The organism is Afifella marina DSM 2698 (assembly GCF_900102695.1).
In the GTDB taxonomy this organism is placed as follows: Bacteria; Pseudomonadota; Alphaproteobacteria; order Rhizobiales; family Afifellaceae; genus Afifella; species Afifella marina.
The window spans coordinates 121,333-144,682 of record NZ_FMVW01000004.1; the positions used below are offsets into that span (position 1 = coordinate 121,333).

Genomic DNA, 23,350 nt, shown 5'->3' on the forward strand with positions numbered 1-23,350 from the left:
TCCGTCGCCGCAGCCAAGGGAGATCACCGTGAAGACCATTTCGACCTGGGCCGCTCATGGCGGCACACAGGGCGTCTACAGCCATGCCTCTGAAGCGACCGGAACCGAGATGACCTTCGCCGTCTTCGTTCCGCCACAGGCGAAGGTCGCCCCCTGCCCTGTCGTCACCTATCTGTCAGGGCTCACCTGCACCCATGCCAACGTCATGGAGAAGGGCGAATACCGTCGGGCGGCGGCGGAACACGGCCTGATCGTCGTCTGTCCGGACACCTCGCCGCGCGGGGAGGACGTTGCCGATGACGACGCATATGACATGGGTCAGGGCGCGGGCTTCTATCTCGACGCAACGGAAGAGCCGTGGGCCCGGCATTTCCGCATGGAAAGCTATATCCGGGACGAGCTTCCGGCCGTGATTGCCGCGAACTTCCCCGTCGATGCCGATCGGCAATCGATCCTCGGCCATTCGATGGGCGGGCATGGAGCGTTGACGCTCGCGCTCAAAAATCCCGAGCGCTATCGGGCATGTTCGGCCTTCGCCCCGATCGTTGCACCGATCGATGTGCCTTGGGGCCAGAAAGCGTTGCCCGCCTATCTCGGGCGCGATGAACAGAGCTGGCGGCAGTATGACGCCTGCGCCCTGATCGCCGATGGCGCGCGCTTTCCGGAATTCCTGGTCGATCAGGGGACGGGCGACAATTTTCTGACTGAACAACTGAGGCCCGAACTTTTCGACAAGGCCTGCGCAGAAGCCGGCATCCCGCTGACGCTTCGGATGCAGCCCGGCTACGATCATTCCTATTATTTCATCTCCACCTTCATGGCAGATCACCTGGACTGGCACGCGAAGCGCTTGAAAGGCTGAGGCCTTGTGCGGACGAGCCCCCTCTTCGACGCGTAAAGTGCTTGGCAGCTGTTACCGGCAGCCAAACGCTCGCTCGGCGCGAACGATCGCGTCGACGTTGCCTCGCTCGATCGCACTCATTCTGACGCGGCTTTGATCAGGCTCCCAGCAATCCGAATTGTCGAAGTTTGCCCGTCCGCGCGCGGTGCTGAAGCAATAGCCGTTTTCGTCGAAAATCCGATTGCGGACATACCAGAGGTCACCGCACCGCATCGTGCGTAAGGCGCCCTGCTCGAAACGATGCGTGTCGGTGCAACCGAGCCCGTCGAAGCAGTCGGCCTGTGCGACGCCGCCGAAAGTAACGAGACAAGCGATTGAGAACAAGGTTTTCAGCATGTGACACCCCCAAAATTAGCGGATAGGGTAGCATCATAGGAATAATTAGAGAATTGTTCTCGCGCAGGCATACGGACGCCCGGCATCTGCGAAACGTCGCGGTATCGAACAAGGAAGACCGGCCGGCTGAGGCGAGGCCATTTAGCCGTCGGCTCCTAAACGGGGGCTGCGTCGAGAAGCTTCATTTCCACCTTCTCCTGTCCGCCCCAGCGATTGAGCGAGAGCGTGCCCGCGATATGCATCGCCTCCCCTCGTGAGGACAAAAGCGCGCGGCCAAGTGGCGTTTCGGCTTCGCGAAAGGCCATCGCCTTGATCCGTCCGCCGCCGCTGGAGCGAAGTTCGAGGCGGATATGTCCGTTGCCGACGGTATCGACATAGGCAATGCGATGGGCGGGCAAAACAAAGACGGGCGATGGGTGTCCGGCGCCGTACGGGCCGCATTTTTCGATCTCGGCAAAGAACTCCCGGCTTGCCCCATCGGCGGTGATGAGGCCGTCGATCTTCATGCAATCATCGATGAGCGCCGTCTCGACGGGTCTTTCCAGCTCCGCGATTAAAAAGCTCTGCAGCTCTTCGAGCTTTTCTCTGCGAACGGTCACTCCCGCCGCCATTTTGTGTCCGCCGCCTTTTTCCAGCAATCCAGCCGCAAGTGCGGCGCGAACGGCTACTCCGAGATCGACGCCCGCGATCGAGCGGGCAGACCCCGTGCCGTTTCCGCTCGGCCCGTCAAAGGTGATGGCGAGAGCCGGACGCTGGAAGCGTTCTTTGAGGCGCGAGGCGACGAGACCGACAACTCCCGGATGCCAGGTCTCACCGACGACGACGAGAATGGACGGCGTTTCGCCCGTCCGTGTGATGGCAGCGTCTGCCTGCGCACATGCCTCGGCGACGGCTTCCGCCTCGATCGCCTGACGTTCCGCATTCAGGCGTTCAAGCGTGACGGCGATGCTCTCAGCTTCGGCGGCGTCCCGCGTCGTCAGGAGGCGCGCGCCGAGACCGGCGTCACCGATGCGCCCGCCGGCGTTGATGCGCGGTCCGAGGAGAAAGCCGCAATGGCTGGTTTCGACAGGTCCTTTCAGGCGCGCCGCGGCTGCGAGAGCCTGTAATCCCGGACGGCCTCCATGGCGCAAGGCAACGAGACCCTTGGTCACGAAAGCTCGGTTGAGGCCCGTCAACGGAACGACGTCACAGATCGTGCCAAGGGCGACGAGATCGAGGCCCGAGAGGAGATCCGGCAGAGCCCCCGTGTAGCGCCGGCGGCGCAATTCCCGCAGGAGCGCGACAGCCGTCATGAAGACGATACCGACCGCTGCAAGATGGCCGAGGCCCGACAGGCAGTCCTGCCGGTTGGGATTGACGAGAGCGACGGCCTTCGGTCGATCGAGCCCCATCTGATGATGGTCGATAACGACGACGTCGACGCCACGGGCATGCGCCCGCTCCAAAGCTTCGAAGCTCGTCGCGCCGCAATCGACCGTGACGATCAGCTCCGCACCGGTATCGATGAGACGGTCGATCGCCTCCGGGTTCGGTCCGTAACCTTCGATCAGGCGGTCGGGAATGTAGATTTCGGTCGTGAGCCCCAGCCCGCAGAGCGTGTCGGACAGAAGGGCTGATGAGGTGGCGCCATCCACGTCATAATCGCCGAAGATGGCCACCTTTTCGCGGCGCTCGATGGCGTCTGCGAGGCGCCCGGCCGCCAGATCCATATCCATGAGGCAGGACGGATCCGGCATGTCTGTCTTCAGCGACGGACCGAGAAACGCTTCCGCACCGTCGTCCGAGATGCCGCGTCCGGCAAGAACGCGACAGATGCTTTCAGACAAGCCCGTACGCTGAGCGAGAGCCGTCGCTGCCGCCTCGCCCCGCGCATCCAAACGCATGCGCCAGGCGCGCCCCTTGAGAGAGGATTCGACGCCGAGGCAAATGCCCGGCGCCTCAAGATTACCAGATGATTCGGGTCGACCCCACATGCGCGCATTATGCGGCAGCAGCTGTCCCGCTGCTACCGCCGCGCCATAAGCGATCGATGACGGTCCCCGTCTTTCTGGCGACGGTGCGGCGGCCCGGAGGCCGCCGTTTTGCCTGGACGCTGAGGATCAGTCGATGAATTCGAACTTGTCCTCGACGATATGCTTGGCACGAACCCAACGCTGCGTGCCCGTATGCGAGCGCGTGACGATCGTGTGGGTCATGGCGACGCCGCGACGGAAGCTGACACCCTGGAGAAGATTGCCATCCGTCACGCCTGTGGCTGCAAAGAGCACGTCGCCTGACGCCATGTCTTCCTTGGAGTAGATCTTGCGCGGCTCGCTGATCCCCATGCGTTCGGCGCGGGAGCGCTTCTCGTCCGTATCGAGGGTGAGACGGCCCCAGATCTGTCCGCCCATGCAGCGCAAAGCGGCTGCGGCCAGAACACCTTCAGGAGCGCCGCCGGAGCCAATGTAAAAGTCGATCCCGGTCGTTTCTGGATCGGTCGTATGAATGATGCCGGCGACATCGCCGTCGCCGATCAGGCGAATGGCTACACCCGTCTCACGCACCGCCTCGATCAGTTTCTGATGACGCGGCCGGTCGAGAATGCACGCCGTAAGCTCATGCGCACGGACGTCCTTTTCCTTGGCGATGCGGCGCACGATCTCCGCGGGCGGCATATCGAGCTCGATGAAATCTTCCGGAAAGCCCGGGCCGATGGCGAGCTTGTCCATGTAAACATCAGGCGCATTCAACAGGCCATTGCGATGCGTGATCGCAATGACAGCGAGAGAGTTGGGAAGGTTCTTTGCGCAGATCGTCGTGCCTTCCAGCGGGTCGAGTGCGATGTCGACCTCAGGCCCATCGCCGTTGCCGACCTCTTCGCCGATGAACAGCATCGGCGCCTCATCGCGTTCGCCCTCACCGATGACGACACGGCCGCGAATCGACAGGCGGTTCAGTTCGTTGCGCATCGCGTCGACAGCCGCCTGATCGGCCGCCTTTTCATCGCCGCGTCCACGCATCATGGCGGCCGCAACGGCGGCGCGCTCGGTAACACGCACCAGCTCCAGAGTCAGAACCCGGTCCATTGCGGACAAATCGATATCGGCCATTTAGCCCTCCCTCAAAATTCTGGCGCTCAAAGCGCCTCAATCCGGATCATTTGGGGCCGGCCGACAATGTCACCCTCCCCCTCGATACGGCCCAATGCGTCACGCACGGCCTGCTCGGTCGTATCGTGGGTGATGATGGTGACAGAACGCAGATGATCGGGATTGCCGCGCGGCGCCGCGCCCGCGGGGCGATTTCTCTGCACGATCGAATCGAGCGAGATGCCGCCATCGGCCATGGCGCGCGCGATCGCCGCGAAGGCTCCGACGCGGTCGGGCACCGACAAACGCAGATAGTACCCGCCGGGATGGGCCCGCATCCGGGCTCTCTGATACGGTTTGAGGCTTGCCACCGGGCGCCCGAAAGGCGGAGCGCGGAAGCCGCGGGCGCAATCGACGATATCGCCAACGACGGCGGACGCGGTCGCGTCGCCACCCGCTCCCGGCCCCGACAGAACCACCTGCCCGATGAAGTCGCCTTCGACCGCAACCGCATTGGTGACGTCGGAGATCCGTGCGAGCTGAGAGTTCTTCGGCAGCATTGTCGGATGCACGCGCTGCTCGATGCCGCTGTCCGTTTCCTGGGCGACGGCGAGAAGCTTGATCCGGTAGCCGAGTTCTTCTGCGGCCGCGATATCCTCCGCGGTGATCGAGGCAATGCCTTCCACGAAGATGGCGTCTTTGTTGAGCTCCACCCCGAATGCCAGAGAGGTGAGAATGGCGAGCTTATGAGCCGCGTCGAGCCCGTCGATATCGAAGCTCGGGTCTGCTTCCGCGTAGCCGAGTTCCTGCGCATCGGCGAGACACTGCTCGAAGCTCAGCCCTTCGGCTTCCATGCGTGTCAGGATGTAATTGCAGGTGCCGTTCAAGATGCCGAAGAGACGGGTGATGCGATTGCCGGCCAGCGCTTCCCGCAGTGCCTTTACGATCGGTATGCCGCCACCGACCGCCGCCTCGAAGGCGAGCACGCCGCCGCCACTCTCGGCCGCGGCGGCAAGTTCGATCCCGTGCTTCGCCAGAAGCGCCTTGTTCGCCGTCACCACCGACTTCCCGGCGTCGAGGGCCGCGCGTGTTGCCTCTCTGCAGACACCGTTTTCGCCACCGATCAGCTCGATGAAGCAGTCGATGTCCGGTGACGAGGCGAGTGCGACGGGATCGCTGTGCCAGCTGAGCCCGTCGAGCGAGATGCCCCGGTCTTTGTTCGGGTTGCGCGCGGAGACGGCGACAAGCCGCAACGGCCGTCCGGCACGATCCGTCAGCGCCTCTTCATGATCTCGAAGAAGCCGAATGACGGATGTGCCGACCGTGCCCAACCCGGCCAGTCCGAGCCTGAGCGGCTGATCCATGGATGCCTTCCCGGAGAGAATTGGTAATTGTCAGGCGTTCGCCTTGAGCGGGACGACGTTGTGCAACGTTTCATCGGCCGTGGCAAGAAAACGCCGAAGGTTCCGCGCCGCCTGGCGGATGCGTTGCTCGTTTTCCACGAGCGCAATTCGGACGTGACCGTCGCCATGCTCGCCGAAGCCGATGCCTGGAGCGACGGCAATATCCGCCTTCTCAATCAAGAGCTTAGAGAATTCCAGCGAACTCACGCCCTGAAACCGTTCCGGCAACGGCGCCCATACGAACATCGATGCCGCAGGCGCCGGAATGTCCCACCCTGCGCGCGAGAACGATTCAACGAGGCAGTCGCGCCGGCTCTTGTAGATTTCGCGCGCTTCGTCGGCCGGGCTAGCTTCTTCATTGAGCGCCGCGGCCGCGGCCACCTGAATGGGCGTGAAGGCGCCATAGTCAAGATAGGACTTCACCCGCGCAAGCGCCGCAATCAGCCGTTCGTTGCCGACGGCAAACCCCATGCGCCAGCCGGGCATGGAGAAGGTTTTCGACAGCGACGTGAATTCAACGGTGACATCCATCGCGCCCGGCACCTGCAGAACCGACGGCGGAGGATTGTCGTCGAAATAAATCTCCGCATAGGCAAGATCGGAGAGAACGAAGATATCGTTGCGCCGGGCGAAGGCGACGACGTCGCGGTAAAATTCGAGATCCGCAACATGCGCCGTCGGATTGGACGGATAGCAAAGGATGACGGCGATCGGCTTCGGAATGGAATGGTGCACGGCCCGTTCCAGCGCCTGAAAAAACTCCGGTCCCGGCTCTGCCGGCACGTGACGGATCGCGCCGCCCGCCATCAGGAAGCCGAAGGCGTGAATCGGATAGCTCGGATTGGGAACGAGAACGACATCGCCCGGTGCGGTGATGGCCTGAGCCATGTTCGCGAAGCCTTCCTTCGAGCCGAGCGTAGCAACGACGTGGCGTTCCGGATCGAGCTTCACACCAAAGCGGCGTTCGTAATAGGCGGCTTGTGCGCGTCGAAGTCCCGGAATGCCTTTCGAGGCCGAATAGCGATTGGTCCGCGGCTTCTGGACGGTCTCAATCAGCTTCTCGATGATGAAGGCCGGCGTCGGAAGATCTGGATTGCCCATGCCAAGATCGATGATGTCGGCGCCACCGGCTCGAGCGGCGGCCTTGAGCCTGTTGACCTGCTCGAAAACATAGGGTGGCAGCCGTTTGATCTTGTGAAATTCGTCCATTGTCCTTCATCCATTTGCAGGCAAAGACTGGTTTGGTTACGCCAGCTTCACCGCCGTGACGTTATTGCACGTTTGTAGAGTTTTCGCGAATTTTCTCAGCCGTCTCTTTTTGATTTTGCTGAACGAGGCGTCGCAACTCCCCCTCCCGGGCAGCGAGTTCTTGCTGCCTGCGGCCATTGGCGCCGCGGCGAGCGGCGGCAATCTGTTCAAGCTCCGCTTTCAGCGCGGCGACGTTGCGGGTCGGTCTCACGAGCATATTCGGCGGCACGGCCGTGTCGAAGACACCCGGAAACTCTTGAGGGTTTGCGTCTTGGGCGGCCGCGCGTGCCCGAATGTCTGCGACAGTGCGGTCGTATGCCGCCGCCTTTTGAGGGTCACTCGGCCTCTGCGGCGGCGTGCTGCTCTCCTTAAGTCCGGTAAGTGCTGGGCTTTCGCAGGCAGTCAGCGCGAAGACTGCGAGGGCAGCAACGGTCAGCGCCCTTAATCCGCCGACGGGATGTGAGCGATTCTGATGACAGTTTTGAGCTAGGAAACGCAATTGACGCTCTCGGCCTTGCTGAGTTCGAAGGAGCTGGCTGCTGTGCTATATCGCATAAGGCGCTCGGATCACCCCTAATAAGGTAATTGTGTCAGGATGGCGGAGAAAAAATCACGCAAAGAGCGGGAGGATGTCACAGAGGAACGGCCGGACAAGCCGCTGCCCACCTCTTACATCGCTGCGGACCCGGAAGTCTTTGCCCGCAATATGGCTCGTGCCTTCGAGGAAGGCGGAAAGGCGCTCGCGGCCTATCTGCGACCTCGCGAGACGGGACAGACGGGGGCCGATCAGATGGCCGAACACACGGCCGAAATCATGAAGACGATGAGCCATGTCGGGCAATATTGGATGTCCGACCCGGCGCGAACCATCGAAGCGCAGACCAAGCTCTGGGCACAGTATCTGTCGATCTGGAACAGCGGCCTGCGCAAAACGATGGGCGATGGAGCAGACAGTCAGCAGGCCACAGTGGCCGACAAGCGGTTTGCCGATCCGGATTGGTCGCAGAACCCGATGTTCGATGTCTTGAAACAACTCTATCTCGCCACCTCGCGCTGGGCCGAGGACCTGGTTGAGGATGCGGAGGACGTCGATCCGCACACGCGTCAGAAAGCACGCTTTTACGTGCAGCAGATCGCCAATGCGCTGTCGCCCTCGAATTTCGCCATGACCAACCCCGAGGTGCTCCGCGCCACCGCCGAGAGCAACGGAGAAAATCTGGTCCGAGGCATGCACATGCTGGCGGAGGATATCGCCGCCGGCAAAGGCGATCTGCGCGTGCGCCAGACCGACGCGACGGCGTTCAAGATCGGTGAGAACATCGCCACGACGCCTGGAAAGGTCGTTGCCCAGAACGAGCTCTGCCAGGTGATTCAGTACGAGGCGACGACGAAGAGCGTTTTGAAGCGACCGCTCCTGATCGTGCCGCCATGGATCAATAAATTCTACATTCTCGATCTCAACAGCGAGAAGAGTTTCGTCCGCTGGGCGGTGGAACAGGGGCACACGGTCTTCGTCATTTCGTGGGTCAATCCCGACCGGCGGCACGCGGACAAGACCTTCGAGCATTATATGAAGGAGGGTATTTTCTATGCCCTCGACGTCGTCGAGCGCGCCACCGGTGAGCGCAAGGTCAACGCCATCGGCTATTGCGTCGGCGGCACGCTTCTCGCCGTCGCCCTCGCCTACCTCGCAAAGGGACGCAGCAAGCAGCGGATCGCAAGTGCGACGATGTTCGCTGCCCAGGTCGACTTCACCTATTCGGGCGATCTGAAGCTGTTTGCCGACGAGGAGCAGATCGAAACGATCGAGGAAGACATGGCCGAGCGGGGCTATCTCGACGGCTCGAAGATGGCGACGGCCTTCAATCTTTTGCGATCGAACGACCTGATTTGGCGGTATTTCGTGAGCGACTACATGCTCGGCAAAGAGCCGCTGCCTTTCGACCTTCTCTACTGGAATTCCGATTCCACCCGCCTGCCCGCGGCGAACCATTCCTTCTATCTGCGCAACTGCTACCTTGAGAACAACCTCTCGCAGGGGCGCATGAAGATCGCCGACAAGACGCTCGATCTCAGCCGCGTGACGATCCCCATCTACAATCTCGCCACCAAAGAGGACCACATCGCGCCGGCAAAATCGGTGTTCTTTGGCAGCCAGTTTTTCGGCGGACCCGTGCGCTTCGTCCTCACCGGCTCAGGCCATATCGCGGGCGTCATCAACCCGCCGGCGAAGAACAAATATCAATACTGGATCGACGGCAACGCCGATGGCGACATCGAAACATGGATGGAAAAGGCCGAAGAGAAGCCGGGTTCCTGGTGGCCAGATTGGCAGCGCTGGATCGAGACACTCGATGATAAGCGGGTCGACGCCCGCGACATCGGCGGGCGCAAGCTCCAGGCACTTGAGGATGCTCCAGGCTCCTACGTCAAAATGAAGTGCTGACCTTGCCGTATTGTTGTCTCGACCCGATGTGAGAGCGTGCCCTTGCCCTCGGCAAACGGCGCATCATGATGCGCCGCATGATTCCATACCGCGAAGGACAACTATGCGCGTTCATACTCCCCTGGTCATTCCGGCTCTCGCCGCCGGTTTCCTAAGCCTCACCGGCACAGCGTTCGCTCAGGATGCGGATGCCGTTGCCAAAGCGTTCGAAGCGACCCTGACACAGGGCGGCAAGATGACGGTCTCCCATGAGGGGGACGTCTCGGGCGGTGGCGATGAGGTCGCCATCAACGGCCTCACGCTGACGCCGAGCGACGGCGGCACCGTGATTGCATTCGACGAGGTGACCCTCACGGGCGTGGCCCAGGAAGACGACGGCTACACGGCCGACGAGATCGTCTTCAACGGGGGCTCTCTCTCCGGCGATGCGACTGGCACGATCGGCAATGTGAGGCTTGAAGAAGCCACTTTCGGCGAAACGCCGGAAGCTGAGCAGGAAACGCCGGGACTGCTGTTCCATCGCCTCGTCGGCAGCGACGTCAGCGTCACGCCGAAAGACCGCAATGAGCCTGTCACCGTGTCCGGCTTCACGATGACGAGCGAGGATATCGTCGACGGCGTGCCGCAGACGAGCGAGGGTAGCGTCGAGGATCTGGTGGTTCCCGGCAGCTATGTTCCGGCCGACCAGAAAATGAAGCCTTCCGATCTCGGCTACGACGAGCTCGCTTTTAACGTCGAATGGGCCGGCTCGCGTGATCCCGAAAGCCAGGATTTGAAGCTCGACAAGGTGGCGCTCACCCTTAAGGATGGCGGCACTTTGATGATCGATGGCAATCTCGGCAACGTCGCGATGCCGGGCGCGGAAACCGCCGCGCAGCCGATGGCAGGCATTGCCACGATGAATGTCTCCGACTTCACGCTGCGCTACGAAGACGATTCGCTGACAGGGCGCATTCTCGACTATTACGGCAAGCAGCAGGGCATGGACGGCGACAAATATGCGGAACAGCTGGCGGCCGCGGTCCCCTTCATGCTGAGCGCCATGCAGAACGCCGATTTCCAGAAGAAGGTCTCCGACGCTGTCAGCACTTTCCTGCGTGATCCGCAGTCGCTGACGGTCGCGATGGCTCCGGATAAGCCCATGTCCGGTGCCGAGATCCTTCAGATTGCGGGCTCCGCCCCGCAGACCCTTCCGGATGTCTTGAACATTTCGGTTACCGCCAACCAGAGCCGCTAACTGCAGACCCGTCAGAGCCGAGAGATAGTTTTATGCGTTGTTTCTTTTCTGTTCGCACACCGCTCATTTTGGCTCTGACCGTGCTGCCGCCGACCGGAGCCTTGGCGGATCCGGTCGGCGAGCAGGTGTTCCGTGACCTCGTGAGCGAGCTCGATGGCGTTCCGGGCTGGAGCGCGAGCGTCGGCAGCATCACCAGCGATGACGATATCGTCGTGGGAACCGGTGTGCATTTCGTTCGCACCGAGCCACCACTCGATATCACCTTCGATGAGCTGCGGCTGGGGCAGCCCCGGGAGGCTGCAGGAGGGCTCTCGGCCGATAGCATTCAGGCCGCGGGGTTGAGCGTCGTTGGCGAAGATGTGGCCTTCGATGCCCCGGTCCTTTCCATGACCGGCATCGCCGTGCCGAGCCTGGCGGATATGAGTTTCGATCAGGATCGCCCCTTCTCTTCGCTGCGGACGCTCTATCAGCGTCTTTCGGAGGTGTCGGTCGAACACGCCGAGATCCCGGAGTTTCATCAGGTTGTCCTGCCGCGCCTGACAACGGTGCGGAAGCAGAGCATCACCTATGAAGGGCTCGAGCTCCGCGACTGGAAGGACGGTGTTATCGCCCATTCGGCGGTCGGCCCGATCACGATGCGCACGGAGGGCGACGATCCCGCCACGGCTCGCATCGCTTCGGTGCGTGTCGAGGGAACAAATTTTAACAGCGTGCTGCGTCTGCTTTCCGACGATGTCACCGGATCAGCCGGCGACGCACCCAATGAATGGCAGAATGCCGTCTCTGAAATTTCCTATGCGGGCCTCAGCATCACGACCGAGGAGGGTTTGCGGGTCTCCATTGATGACATGACCTTGTCCGACATTGAGACGCGCCGCCCGGACAAGCCTTACATCGCGACCTTCGAGCAGGCGATGCAAGAGGCGGATAGCGGAACCGACGCAGACACCGACGACCTGGAGGTCATGGAAGCCGTCACGACCTTCTTTGACGCAATGCGGCTCGGCGAATTCAAGTTGGACCGCCTGATTGCGGAAAAGACAGGCGAAGAGGCGGGCCGCACAGAAATTGCCGAGATCGGTATGTCGAACCTCACGCGAGACGGTTTCGAACGGGCGTGGGGAACGGCATTGCTGACGGATTTTCCCGACGCATATGTCAAGCTCGATCGCTTTGCGCTCAACGATCTCGTTTTTCCGCTGCCGAACCCGGAGGCCTTTGCTGCTCTGGAAGAGGCCGAAACCGGTTCCCTGACGGAGGAAGAGAGACGGGCTTTTGCCACCCTTCCCTTTCAGATGGCACCGCAGATCGGCAGTCTGGACATGGAGGGGCTGGCCGTCGGCCAGAGCCGGATTCTGGCCATCTCGGTCGATCGCATACAGACGAAGAGCGTCCCGTCGGATCGTCTTCTGCCAGAACGGGGGGAGCTCAAAATCTCCGATCTCTCCGTGCCAGGCGCTCTCCTGCGCCGAGATCCGAAGTCAGCCCTTTTCTTCGACGGCCTTGGCTATGACGGACTCCTTATCGACATCGATGGGGCGAGCGAGCTCAGCGAGGATGGAAGACTGGAGACGACCACGGCCCTAGAGGTTGCGGATGCTGCGGGATTGCGATTCGGCGCGAAGGTTACGGGTCTCACCGAGGAGTGGGTTCTCGATCTGATGATGCAGCAGATGGAGAACAGCGATGATCCCGCGGCGCTCTTCGCGCTTCTGTCGAAGCTGCGTTTAGAGCAGATGACCGTCGCACTCACCGACCACTCGCTGATCGATCGGTCGTTCGCCTTGGCCGCGGAGAAGCAGGGTCAGCCGGCCGACCAGTACAAAGAGCAAATCGTCGGTGCGCTGCCGTTCCTGATTGCCAGTGCGGTTCAGCCGAAGATCGCCCAGTTCTTGGCCGACCCTCTCAAGGACTTCCTGGAAAAGGGGAACACGCTCGTTCTGACGCTGGCACCGCGGGCGCCCCTGCCCTTCTCGGCGCTTGTGGGCGCGCAAGACGATCCGGAAGCCTTGCTCAAGCTGGTCGGCGCATCGCTGGAGACACGTGAGACGGCGCCGGAACTGCCCGTCCTCAAGTAGACGGGCCTCCGATCAAAGGCTGTCCCGCTCGCGTCTTGGCCAGCGGGACAGGGTGTTCTGTGATATGGGAAAGCATCGAGAAGACGAGAGAGCCGCCGTTGGCGGCTCCCAACATCAATCTTGTAGGCCTCAGTCCTGAGGCGCCGTCACGCGGATGGAGAGCTCGCGGAGCTGCTTCGGCGTCACGGAGGACGGCGCGCCCATCAAGAGATCCAGCGCCTGCTGGTTCATCGGGAACATCGTCACTTCGCGCAGGTTCTTCGCGCCGACGAGAAGCATGACAATGCGGTCGATGCCCGCCGCCATGCCGCCATGCGGAGGTGCACCGTACTGGAGCGCCCGCAGCATGCCGCCGAACTTCTCCTCCAGCACCTCTTCCGGATAACCGGCGATTGCGAAGGCCTTCTTCATGATCTCCGCCTTGTGGTTGCGGATCGCACCAGATGCGATCTCGTAGCCATTGCAGACGCAGTCATACTGGTAGGCCGGAATGGTCAGCGGGTCTTTGGTCTCGAGCGCTTCAAGGCCACCCTGCGGCATGGAGAACGGGTTGTGCGAGAAGTCGACCTTCTTCTCCTCGTCGTCCCATTCGTACATCGGGAAATCGACGATCCAGGCGAGTGCGAAACGGTTCTCGTCGATGAGATTGAGCTCACGGCCCGCACGGTCGCGCGCCTTGCCCGCGAAGTCCGCAAAGATCTTGGGGTTGCCCGCAACGAAGAAGACGGCGTCGCCCTCTTTGAGACCGAGCTGGCTGCGGATCGCTTCCGTCCGCTCTTCACCGATATTCTTCGCGACCGGGCCAGCGCCCGTCAGCTTGTCTGCTTCGTTGCGGAAGAAAATGTAACCGAGGCCAGGCTGGCCCTCGCCCTGGGCCCACGAATTCATGCGGTCGCAGAAAGCGCGCGAGCCGCCGCCGGGAGCCGGGATCGCCCAGACTTCCACCTTCGGGTCGCGCTCGATCATGCCGGCGAAAACCTTGAAACCGGAGCCGGCGAAATGCTGCGTCACCGCCTGCATCTCGATCGGGTTTCTGAGGTCCGGCTTGTCGGTCCCGTATTTGCGGATGGCATCGGCATAGGCGATCCGCGGGAAGACCTGCGTCACCTCGCGGCCGTCCGCGAAGCTCTCAAAGATGCCCCGCATCACCGGCTCCATCGCCGCGAAGACATCGTCCTGCGTGACGAAGCTCATCTCGATGTCGAGCTGGTAGAACTCGCCCGGCAGACGGTCGGCGCGCGGATCCTCGTCGCGGAAGCAGGGCGCGATCTGGAAGTAGCGATCGAAGCCCGCCACCATGATTAGCTGCTTGAACTGCTGCGGCGCCTGCGGCAACGCGTAGAATTTGCCCGGATGGATGCGCGACGGCACCAAAAAGTCGCGCGCGCCTTCGGGCGACGAGGCCGTGAGGATCGGCGTCTGGAACTCATTGAAGCCTACCCCGCCCATAAGCTCGCGCAGACGCGAGATCACGGCCGAGCGCTTCATGATGTTCTTATGCAGCGTGTCGCGGCGCAGATCGAGGAAACGATAGCGCAGGCGCGTGTCCTCCGGATATTCCGGCTCGCCGAAGACCGGCAGCGGCAGCTCCGGCGCTTCGGAGAGGATCTCGATCTCGTTGGCAAAGACCTCGATCTCGCCCGTCGGCAGATTGGGATTGACGACTTCGGGGGCACGTGCCTTCACCTCGCCGTCGATGCGCACGCACCATTCGGCGCGCAGCTTTTCAGCGCTCGTGAAGGCGGGCGAATCGGGATCGGCAACGATCTGCGTCAGACCATAGTGATCGCGCAGATCGATGAAGAGCAGGCCGCCGTGGTCGCGCACGCGGTGCACCCAGCCGGAGAGACGAACATTTTCACCGACATCGCTGGCGCGAAGCGCGCCGCAATGGTGGGAACGATAGCGATGCATGATACCGCTTCTTTCGGGTTTTGAGACAGTGGTCCGAAACGGACAAATTCGGCCGGAGAAGCACAGAAGCTCGGGCTTGTGTCAAGGGAGCCGCCGCCTCAGATGGAGTGCTTGTCACACCCGGGGGATCCGGCGGGATGGGCCGCATGAACCCTCCTGCGAAGCGCGAGAATCTCCTAAGGTGCGCCACGAAAGCGTGGCGACAGCTGCTTTCAGATTCGCTATAGAGCAGCTCAATGAGTGCCAAAAACGATTATCAAGTCATCACCGAAAGCGAGCAGCTTGCGGAGATCTGCCGCCGCTTTTCCGCCTCGCCTTTTGTCTCCATCGACACGGAATTCATCCGTGAGACCACTTTCTGGGCGCGCCTTTGCCTGATCCAGATGGCGGATCCCGAGGTCGCGGTCATCGTCGATCCTCTGGCTGAAGGGCTCGATCTTGCGCCCTTCTTTGAGCTGATGCGCAATGAGAAGGTCACCAAGGTCTTCCATGCTGCACGGCAGGATGTGGAGATCTTCGTCAAGCTTGACGGCGCGGTCCCACAGCCTCTGTTCGACACACAGCTTGCGGCCATGGTGTGCGGCTACGGCGATCAGATCAGCTACGATCAGCTCGTCTATCGCGTCACGGGCGTGCGGATCGACAAATCCTCCCGTTTCACGGATTGGCAACGTCGACCTCTCAGCCAAAAGCAGCTCGATTACGCCGTTTCGGACGTGACGCATCTTTGCGACGTCTACCGCTTCCTCAAAGCCAATCTGGAGGAGCAGAAGCGCAGCGATTGGGTCGCCGAGGAGCTTGCCGTTCTCAACGACGTCGAGACTTACCGGACACACCCCGAAAATGCCTGGAAGCGGCTCAAGATGCGGGTCAGGAAGCCGCGTCAACTTGCTGTCATGCAGAAGGTTGCCGCCTGGCGGGAGAAGGAAGCGCAGAGCCGCGACGTCCCGCGCCAGCGCGTCCTGAAGGACGAGGCGATTTACGAGATCGCACTGCAGCAGCCGCGGAACGCCGAACAGATGGCAAGGCTGCGGGCCCTGCCCCGCGGCTTCGAGCGTTCGCATTCCGCGCAGGCGTTGATTGCGGCGGTCGAGGAGGCTCTCGCGGTCCCGGATGACGAACTCCCGTCGATCCCGAAACCGCGCCCGGCCCCGGAGCATGCAAGCGCGTCGGCCGAGCTTCTCAAAGTGCTCTTGAAGATGGTCTCAGAAGAGCACGGCGTCGCCTCGCGGCTCGTCGCGACAGTCGATGAACTGGAGAAGATCGCAGCCGACGATCATGCCGATGTGCCGGCCATGAAAGGATGGCGGCGGCAGCTCTTCGGGGAACGGGCGCTCGCTTTGAAGCGCGGAGAGATGGCGCTCCTGCTCGGCAATGGGCGTGTGCGCGCCGTACAGGTCGACGATATGCAGGCCGCGGCCGAATAACCTCTCAGCCGTCTATGACGATGCGGCTCTCCAGACCCACGAGGGCCGCCAACTGTTTCAACCGCGTCTCCAGACGCCCTCCGGCAAGTTCGCTGAGATCGGGCGGCAGGACGAGTTGCAGCTCGTTTTCCGTGCGACGCAAGGCGGTGCGCGGCACCACACCCGGCATCGAGGCCGAGACGAGATAGGCGACGCGAAAGATTGCCGCGAGCGCCCTCGCCCGCTCCTTGTAGCGCGTCGGGACGATCTCCCGCAGTCCCGGTCCGAGTTCATCGTCCGACAGGCCGGAATGCCGGTAGTAAACCGACAGGCCGAGATAGGCTCGTCCCGGATGATCGACGCCGACGAACCCCGCATGGGCGATAATATTCAGGCTCTGCTCGCCTCGATAATCGGGATGCGCGCGCCAGCCGATATCCGCCAGCAGACAGGACGCAGCCCGCAACCTTTCCTCTTCCTTCGTCTCGTCGATGCCGAGGGCCTTCATCGCATCGCCCGTCCAGGCGATCAGCTCCTCTGAATGCGCCGGCGAGCGGGAGCGCAGAAAGCAGAGTTCGCGTGCGGCGGCGATGAGCGCATTCTTCTCCTGCTCTTCGGCCGGCAGGCGCGAATAGAGAAAGCCTTCGCGCAGGCCTAGAGCGGAAATGACGATGCGGTCGGGTTTGCCAGCGCGCACCAGCTCCGACAAGACAAGGCCGCCATATGCCAGAAGGGGTTGCCGCTGCTTGGAGACGGCGTCGATGGAATCGATCGAGGCGACCGGCTGCCGGTAAAGGCTTTTCAGGAAATCACGGCTGCGATCGGTCTCCAGCGTGTAGCCATGCATGACGTGAAGCGGGTAGCCGGTCTGGCGCATATGCAGTTTGGCGATCGACCGCCAGGTTCCGCCGATCGCGTAAAATGTGCGGCCTTCCAGATGTCGAATGACCTTGGAGCTTTCGAGGGCCGCGCGCGCGATCTTCTTGGCTGCTTTCAGATCGCCGCCGGAATCGTCCTTGAGACGCAGGCCGCCGAGCGGAAAGGTCTCGCCGTCGCCGATACGACTGCCGCGCACATTGGTGAGTTCGAGGCTGCCGCCGCCGAGATCTCCCGCAACGCCTTCCGGGGTCTCGAAGCCGTCCACCACGCCCAGAGCCGCGTAATATGCTTCTGCGGGACCGGTGAGCACGGTGACGTCGCAGCCGCATATGTCCCGCACCTTGGCGATAAATTTCGAGCCGTTCTCCGCCTCGCGCGTCGCGGCCGTCGCCAGAACACTGAGTTCCACGACGCCGATCTGGCGACAGAGAGCTGCAAAGCGCCTCAGCGCCGAAAGGGCCTTATCGACAGATGCATCGGACAGGCGGCGCGAGGTCGCAACGCCCTCTCCCAATCCAGCGAGAACCTTCTCGTTGAAAAGAGGCGTCGGTGACCGCGCCATCCTCTCGTAGACGACGAGACGGACCGAGTTCGAGCCGATGTCGATGACGGCAACAGGCCCATAGCCGGCAATGCGGCCGGGCGCGTCAGGCTCAATTATCAAGCCGGTCGGCGAAGGTTCGAGGGGTGTCGGATTTGAGCGATTTTCCACGGCCGGAGAGACTTGCATTGGTCATAAAATAGCGATGGGCGTTAAAGAGTTCCTCCCCCTCTTCCGGCTCGATGCGCCGGGAGGTGCCGTCGGAGAGGATTTCCCAGCTTTGCTGGTTGTCTTTCAGGTTCGCGACCATGATCTGGTCGAGGATCTGCATATGAACCGTCGGATTGGTGATCGGCACCATCGTTTCCACACGCCGATCGAGGTTGCGCGGCATCAGATCGGCCGAGCCGATATAAAGGAGCGCCTCGTCCGACGGCAGGCCGTGGCCGTTGCCGAAACAGAGGATGCGCGAGTGCTCCAGGAAACGGCCGACGATTGATTTCACGCGGATGTTTTCCGACAGGCCAGGAAGCCCGGGCCGGAGGCAGCAAATACCGCGGATGACGAGCTCGACCTTCACACCGGCGCCGCTCGCCCGATAAAGCGCATCGATGATCTGCGGATCGACGAGCGAATTCATCTTCATCCAGATGCGGGCCGGACGCCCTGCAGCTGCGTGGCCGATCTCGGCGTCGATATGTTCGAGGATGCGAGAGCGCAGCGTGTAGGGAGACACAGCGAGACGCACGACATCCTGCGGCGGCGCATAGCCGGTGATAAAATTGAAGACGCGGGCGACGTCGCGGGCGATCGCGGGATCCGCCGTAAAATAAGAAAGATCGGTGTAAATCTTGGCCGTGATCGGGTGATAATTGCCCGTGCCAATATGCACATAGCTCACGAGCCCGTTGGGCTCGCGACGCACAACCTGGCTCAGCTTGGCATGCGTCTTGAGCTCCATGAAGCCGTACACAACCTGCGCACCGGCTCGCTCCAGATCGCGAGCCCAGCGGATGTTGGCCTCCTCGTCGAAGCGTGCCTTGAGCTCGACGAGCGCCGTCACCGACTTGCCCGCCTCGGCAGCTTCCGTCAGCGCCTTGATGATCGGGCTGTCGTTTGATGTGCGGTAGAGCGTCTGCTTGATCGCCATCACGTCCGGATCGCTGGCCGCCTGGCGTAGGAACTGCACCACGACATCGAAGGATTCGTAGGGATGATGGACGACGATGTCCTTCTGCTGGATCGCGGCGAAGCAATCGCCCGCATGCTCGCGGATCCGCTCGGGAAAGCGCGGCGTATACGGCTTGAATTTGAGATCGCGACGATCGATTCCGACGAGCTGTTCGAGATCCTTGATCCCGAGCAGGCCATGAATGACGTAGACCTCGTCATTGTCGACGGAGAGCGACTGCTGCACGACCGCGCGCAGATCTTCCGGCATCGATGATTCGAGCTCCAGCCGGATGACCGAACCGCGGCGGCGCTGCTTGAGCGCGCGCTCGAACAGGCGTGCCAGATCCTCAGCCTCTTCCTCGATCTCGATATCGGAATCGCGAATGACCCGGTAAACGCCCTTCCCGACGACCTCGTAGCCCGGAAAGAGCCGGTCGATGAAAAGGCCGACGGTCTCTTCCACGCTGATGAAGCGGGTCGGATGCTTCTCGTTGTGGCGCGGGAGGCGAATAAAGCGCGACAAGGTGTGCGGCATGCGCACGAGCGCCCGCATGAAGCGATGATGGACCGGGTCGGTCAGAGAGAGCGCGAGCGTGAAGCCTAGGTTCGGGATGAACGGAAACGGATGGGCGGGATCGATGGCGAGCGGTGTCAGGACCGGGAAGACCGTCTCCATGAAATATTCCGCAAGCCATTCGGCATCGTCAGAGGTGACCTCTTCGCCGCGGACGATCGAAATCCCCTCCCTGTCGAGGAGCTCGCGCAAAACGATCCATTGCGCCTGCTGATCGTTGACCAGCGCCTCGACCTTGCGGTCGATTTCGGCGAGCTGCTGCGAGGGCGTCAGCCCATCGGCGCTGACGGTTGCAATCTTCTCGCGCTCCTGGCCCTTCAGGCCGGCGACGCGGACCATAAAAAACTCGTCGAGATTGTTCGCTGAGATCGACAGAAAGCGCAGCCGCTCCAGAAGCGGGTGATTTGGGTTCTCCGATTCCTCCAGCACGCGGCGGTTGAATTCCAGCCACGAGATCTCGCGGTTGATGAAGCGCTTAGGGTCTCCGAGCAGCTCGCTGGTCGCTACGGCGATCGTCCCATTCTCAGAATCACCCGGATCAGTGGCTATCGATGTCTCTTCCATCAATTCTCTCTCAGTCTGCGAACCGCGTGATCGCAGCGGAGGGTAACACTTGGATGACACCTGCGGAAACCGAGCTCTTGCACCTCAGGAGCCGATCGCCTGGTTTTCTCGGCTCGCGAGAACCTGCGCGACGAGGGGGCGCGTGATACGCCGCCCCTCACTCAGTGCTTCTTCGTCGATGGCTGCAACCAGCGCCTGGGCCTCCCGCAGCGAGCGTTCCATCCGAACGACCATATAGTCGATGACGTTGCGCTCCACCGAAAGCTGACGATCGCTGAAAAGCTTGACGAGAACCTGTCGCAACAACGGCTCATCGGGACGGTCGATGGAAATGGGGATCGCAAGCCGCAGGCGGGAGATCAGGTCTTTCAGCGACAGCTGCCAACGCGCGAGAGGTTCGCGTGCCGTGATGAGGATCGTAAAACCTTCTTCACGCGCCCGGTTGATCAGATGGAAAAGTGCGCGCTCTGGAACTTCGTCGGCGGCCACATCTTCCACGAGAACGGGCTGGCCGGGGCCGCCCACCTCTCTCTCTTCAAGCGTCGCGCCCGCGACAACCACGGCTCCTGCTCTTTCCGCCCAAAGGCTGGCGAGATGGGTTTTGCCGGAGCCTTCCGGCCCACACAACAGCACGACCGGCGCGGACCAGTTCGGCCAGCTCATGATGACCTCATAGGCCGCGCGGTTCGCCTCCGTCACCAGATAGCTGTCGCTGTCGTAAGCGGCTTCATGGGCGAGCGGAATCGGGATCTGACGTTGCGAGCTCATGGCGTCACTGCAGTCCGCTTGGCGGTGGTGGTGGCGGATCACCGGTGCCGAGATAGATCCGGCTCTCGCGGTATTGCTCGAGGCCGAAGCGAACAAGCACGCCGATGGCGGCCGTGACGGGGACCGCGACAAGCAGGCCGACGAAACCGAACAAGGCGCCGAATGCGAACATCGCAAACATCAACCAGACGGGATGGACCCCGACGGAATGGCCGACGATGCGCGGCTGCAGAAGGTTGCCTTCGACGACCTGCCCGGTGACGAACACCCCCGCGACCACGACGATCCAGGGCCATTCGGGCCAGAACTGCACAAGCGCCACGCCCACAGCCAGAATGAAGCCGACGGTCGAGCCGATATAGGGAATAAAGTTGATGACCCCGGCGACGACCCCGATCAAAAGCCCGAAATTGAGCCCGACCGCTGTCAGGCTGACGACATAGAAACCACCGAGCAGCGTGCAGACCAGCCCCTGACCTCGGAGAAAACCCGACAGTGCCTGATCGACGTCCGAAGCGAGCGTTCGAATGACATCGGCATGGTCGCGCGGAAGATAGCTGTCGACCATCTTCACCATCCGATCCCAATCGTAGAGCAGATAGAAGGCGACGACCGGCGTCACGATGAACAGGCTTACGAAGCTGATCAATGCCTGACCGCCGGCGAGCAACGAAGAAACCAGACCGGCCATCCAGGTGGCCGCGCTCTTCAGAAGCGGCTCGACGTCGAATTCTCCGCTTGCTGGCAGATATTTGGCGAGCGGCGAGGCGAACACCTCGCTGCCGAGATGGCGCAGGCGCTCGATGAGACTGGGGAGCCTCTCGGCAAAATCGCTCGCCTGACCGATCAGCGGCGGGATGATCGAGACCAGGACGACGATGAAAAGCAAGAGGGCGAAGATCAGGATCGCAAGCGTTGCGAGGAGGCGGTTCATGCCGAGCCGCTCAAGCCAGTCCGCGACCGGATCGAGAAAATAGGCGAGCGCCATCCCGAGCAGGAACGGCAATAAGATGCCGCTGAAAAGCCAGAGAAACACGATGAGAGCGGCAAGCGCACCCAGCCAGAAGATCGCCTGACGCTGAGCCGACATCAGCCCTCCTCCCGCCGTGGCTCGTCGCCGGCCATGTGGCGCAGCCACTCCGCGAGATAGGCACCGGCCGAGCCAACGGTCAAGCCGGCCGTTGTGATGATCATCGGCCAGATTGCGATCGAAAGCGATTTGATGCCGGCGTGTTCGGCCAGAACCAGCGCGAGGAGAACGATCTGAGCAGTCGTGTTGAACTTCGACACCCATAGCGGCCGCATCGCGATCGGATTGACGAGCATCCATGCGAGGATCACGCCGCCGACGATCAGAATGTCCCGGCTGACAACCAGAATAATCAGCCATGGCGGCAGAACGGCCTGGAACCCCAGCACGAGAAACAGCGAGACGAGGAGCGCCTTGTCGGCGATCGGATCGAGATAAGCGCCGAGATCGGACGAGGCGCCGAAACGCTTGGCGATCAGGCCGTCGATGCCGTCGCTTATCCCTGCGAGAACGAAGACGACCGTTGCGCCCGTCCAATTCTGGATCACGATCAACCAGACGATCAACGGAACGGAGACGAGCCGCGCGAGAGTGATGAAGTTTGGAAGGGTCAAGGAGAACGGTGCCTGGAGCCAAAACGCAGTGCCAAATGGCACAACGCCGCTTGCAAATTCAGGCTATCGCCTCTACCCGCTTTCGAGCCATGGGGGAAGACCGCACCACACTCAGCTATCGTCAGGCCGGCGTCGATATCGACGCGGGCGCAGCGCTCGTCGACCGCATCAAACCGCTTGCTGCCAGCACCCAGCGTGCCGGCGTCATGGGCGGACTTGGCGGCTTCGGCGCGCTTTTCGATCTCAAACAGACAGGTTACCGCGATCCGGTGCTGGTGGCGGCGACCGATGGCGTCGGCACGAAGCTCAAGATCGCCATCGAGAGCGGGCACCACGACACGGTTGGGATCGATCTCGTTGCGATGTGCGTCAACGACCTCATCGTGCAAGGCGCCGAGCCGCTCTTCTTCCTCGATTATTTCGCGTCCGGTGCCCTCTCCGTCGAGGAGGCGGCATCCGTGGTCGCGGGCATCGCCGAAGGTTGCCGGCAGGCCGGTGCTGCCCTCGTCGGTGGCGAAACGGCGGAACTGCCGGGACTATATGCCGCCGGGGATTATGACCTCGCCGGGTTCTCGGTGGGGGCCGTCGAACGGGAAGAGATTCTGCCGCACGCGGTGAAGGAAGGCGACGTCGTGATCGGCGTTGCTGCGAGCGGCGTTCATTCCAACGGCTTCTCGCTGGTGCGCCGCGTGGTCGAGAAAAACGGCCTTGCCTGGGACGTGCCGGCACCGTTTGAGCCCGGCAGGAGCCTTGCAGAGGCGCTTCTGGAGCCGACCCGCATCTATGTCCGCCCTCTCCTTTCGGCGATCCGCGAGACCGGCGCCATCAAGGCGCTGGCGCATATCACCGGCGGCGGATTGCCGGAGAACCTGCCAAGGGTCTTGCCCGACGGGCAGGCGGCTCGCATTCATCTCGATGAGATCCCGCTGCCCCCGGTTTTCCCCTGGCTCGCCAAGAGCGGCCCGATCGAAGAGGCTGAGCTTTTGCGCACCTTCAATTGCGGTGTCGGTATGGTGGTCATCGCGGAGGCCGATGCGGCTGAGCGAATCATGGCGCATCTAACGGCTGCGGGTGAGAAGGCTTTCCGTCTCGGCGAGATCGAGCCACGGGAAGACTCGTCCGTCGTGTTCGAAGGCAAGCTCGCGCTGGACGAGAAGTAACAGTGAAAAC

18 protein-coding genes are annotated in these 23,350 nt (G+C 62.0%); 6 read left to right on the forward strand and 12 right to left on the reverse strand.

The features are described from left to right. Positions 1-22: 22 nt before the first annotated feature. On the forward strand, positions 23-862 hold the full coding sequence (fghA, locus tag BLP76_RS10335; protein WP_092812782.1) for an S-formylglutathione hydrolase: 840 nt from the start codon (positions 23-25) through the stop codon (positions 860-862). Between the two features lie 51 nt (positions 863-913). Here fghA and BLP76_RS10340 read toward each other — a convergent pair whose 3' ends face one another. The 6 genes from BLP76_RS10340 to BLP76_RS10365 all read right to left on the reverse strand — a co-directional run bounded on the left by BLP76_RS10340 (position 914) and on the right by BLP76_RS10365 (position 7,455). Beyond that, positions 914-1,237, reverse strand: coding sequence for a YARHG domain-containing protein (locus BLP76_RS10340; RefSeq protein WP_092812330.1), 324 nt, complete (start codon positions 1,235-1,237; stop codon positions 914-916). A gap of 155 nt (positions 1,238-1,392) precedes the next feature. Further along, positions 1,393-3,120: a single-stranded-DNA-specific exonuclease RecJ gene (gene recJ / locus BLP76_RS10345; protein ID WP_244514540.1), complete on the reverse strand. Its 1,728-nt coding sequence runs from the start codon at positions 3,118-3,120 to the stop codon at positions 1,393-1,395. A gap of 216 nt (positions 3,121-3,336) precedes the next feature. Next, positions 3,337-4,326, reverse strand: coding sequence for a class II fructose-bisphosphatase (gene glpX / locus BLP76_RS10350; protein WP_092812334.1), 990 nt, complete (start codon positions 4,324-4,326; stop codon positions 3,337-3,339). A 26-nt stretch (positions 4,327-4,352) separates the two neighbouring features. Further along, complete coding sequence (locus tag BLP76_RS10355) at positions 4,353-5,669, reverse strand: homoserine dehydrogenase (RefSeq protein WP_092812336.1); 1,317 nt, start codon at positions 5,667-5,669, stop codon at positions 4,353-4,355. Between the two features lie 30 nt (positions 5,670-5,699). Then, positions 5,700-6,917 carry an LL-diaminopimelate aminotransferase gene (locus BLP76_RS10360; protein WP_092812338.1) on the reverse strand — a complete coding sequence of 406 codons (1,218 nt, stop codon included), beginning with the start codon at positions 6,915-6,917 and terminating at the stop codon, positions 5,700-5,702. A gap of 61 nt (positions 6,918-6,978) precedes the next feature. Further along, on the reverse strand, positions 6,979-7,455 hold the full coding sequence (locus tag BLP76_RS10365) for a hypothetical protein (protein WP_092812340.1): 477 nt from the start codon (positions 7,453-7,455) through the stop codon (positions 6,979-6,981). 96 nt (positions 7,456-7,551) lie between these two features. Here BLP76_RS10365 and BLP76_RS10370 point away from each other — a divergent pair, with 96 nt between their 5' ends. The 3 genes from BLP76_RS10370 (at position 7,552) to BLP76_RS10380 (ending at position 12,717) form a co-directional block, all read left to right on the forward strand. Next, the gene (locus tag BLP76_RS10370) at positions 7,552-9,402 is read left to right on the forward strand and encodes a PHA/PHB synthase family protein (protein ID WP_092812342.1); all 1,851 of its coding nucleotides are present in this window, start codon (positions 7,552-7,554) and stop codon (positions 9,400-9,402) included. A 103-nt stretch (positions 9,403-9,505) separates the two neighbouring features. Then, positions 9,506-10,639 carry a hypothetical protein gene (locus BLP76_RS10375; RefSeq protein WP_092812344.1) on the forward strand — a complete coding sequence of 378 codons (1,134 nt, stop codon included), beginning with the start codon at positions 9,506-9,508 and terminating at the stop codon, positions 10,637-10,639. Between the two features lie 32 nt (positions 10,640-10,671). Then, positions 10,672-12,717, forward strand: coding sequence for a hypothetical protein (locus BLP76_RS10380; protein ID WP_092812346.1), 2,046 nt, complete (start codon positions 10,672-10,674; stop codon positions 12,715-12,717). A 129-nt stretch (positions 12,718-12,846) separates the two neighbouring features. Here BLP76_RS10380 and aspS read toward each other — a convergent pair whose 3' ends face one another. Beyond that, on the reverse strand, positions 12,847-14,631 hold the full coding sequence (gene aspS, locus BLP76_RS10385) for an aspartate--tRNA ligase (protein ID WP_092812348.1): 1,785 nt from the start codon (positions 14,629-14,631) through the stop codon (positions 12,847-12,849). A 236-nt stretch (positions 14,632-14,867) separates the two neighbouring features. On the opposite strand from aspS, the gene rnd reads away from it, so the two are divergent. Then, complete coding sequence (gene rnd, locus BLP76_RS10390; protein WP_092812350.1) at positions 14,868-16,058, forward strand: ribonuclease D; 1,191 nt, start codon at positions 14,868-14,870, stop codon at positions 16,056-16,058. 4 nt (positions 16,059-16,062) lie between these two features. Here rnd and BLP76_RS10395 read toward each other — a convergent pair whose 3' ends face one another. From BLP76_RS10395 to BLP76_RS10415, 5 genes are all read right to left on the reverse strand, one after another. Further along, positions 16,063-17,574 (reverse strand): Ppx/GppA phosphatase family protein, encoded by a 1,512-nt coding sequence (locus BLP76_RS10395; RefSeq protein ID WP_280139935.1) that lies wholly within the window; start codon positions 17,572-17,574, stop codon positions 16,063-16,065. Next, positions 17,570-19,768 carry an RNA degradosome polyphosphate kinase gene (locus BLP76_RS10400; protein ID WP_092812354.1) on the reverse strand — a complete coding sequence of 733 codons (2,199 nt, stop codon included), beginning with the start codon at positions 19,766-19,768 and terminating at the stop codon, positions 17,570-17,572. Before BLP76_RS10400 ends, BLP76_RS10395 begins: the two co-directional genes overlap by 5 nt. 84 nt (positions 19,769-19,852) lie before the next feature. Next, entirely contained in the window at positions 19,853-20,536 is a 684-nt protein-coding gene (locus BLP76_RS10405) for an HdaA/DnaA family protein (protein WP_092812356.1), read from the reverse strand. Between the two features lie 4 nt (positions 20,537-20,540). Next, positions 20,541-21,626 carry an AI-2E family transporter gene (locus tag BLP76_RS10410; RefSeq protein WP_092812358.1) on the reverse strand — a complete coding sequence of 362 codons (1,086 nt, stop codon included), beginning with the start codon at positions 21,624-21,626 and terminating at the stop codon, positions 20,541-20,543. Beyond that, positions 21,626-22,180, reverse strand: coding sequence for a CDP-alcohol phosphatidyltransferase family protein (locus BLP76_RS10415; protein WP_092812785.1), 555 nt, complete (start codon positions 22,178-22,180; stop codon positions 21,626-21,628). Before BLP76_RS10415 ends, BLP76_RS10410 begins: the two co-directional genes overlap by 1 nt. An 89-nt stretch (positions 22,181-22,269) precedes the next feature. Between BLP76_RS10415 and purM the strand changes: the two genes are divergently transcribed. After that, the gene (gene purM, locus BLP76_RS10420) at positions 22,270-23,340 is read left to right on the forward strand and encodes a phosphoribosylformylglycinamidine cyclo-ligase (RefSeq protein WP_092812360.1); all 1,071 of its coding nucleotides are present in this window, start codon (positions 22,270-22,272) and stop codon (positions 23,338-23,340) included. Positions 23,341-23,350 lie beyond the last annotated feature (10 nt).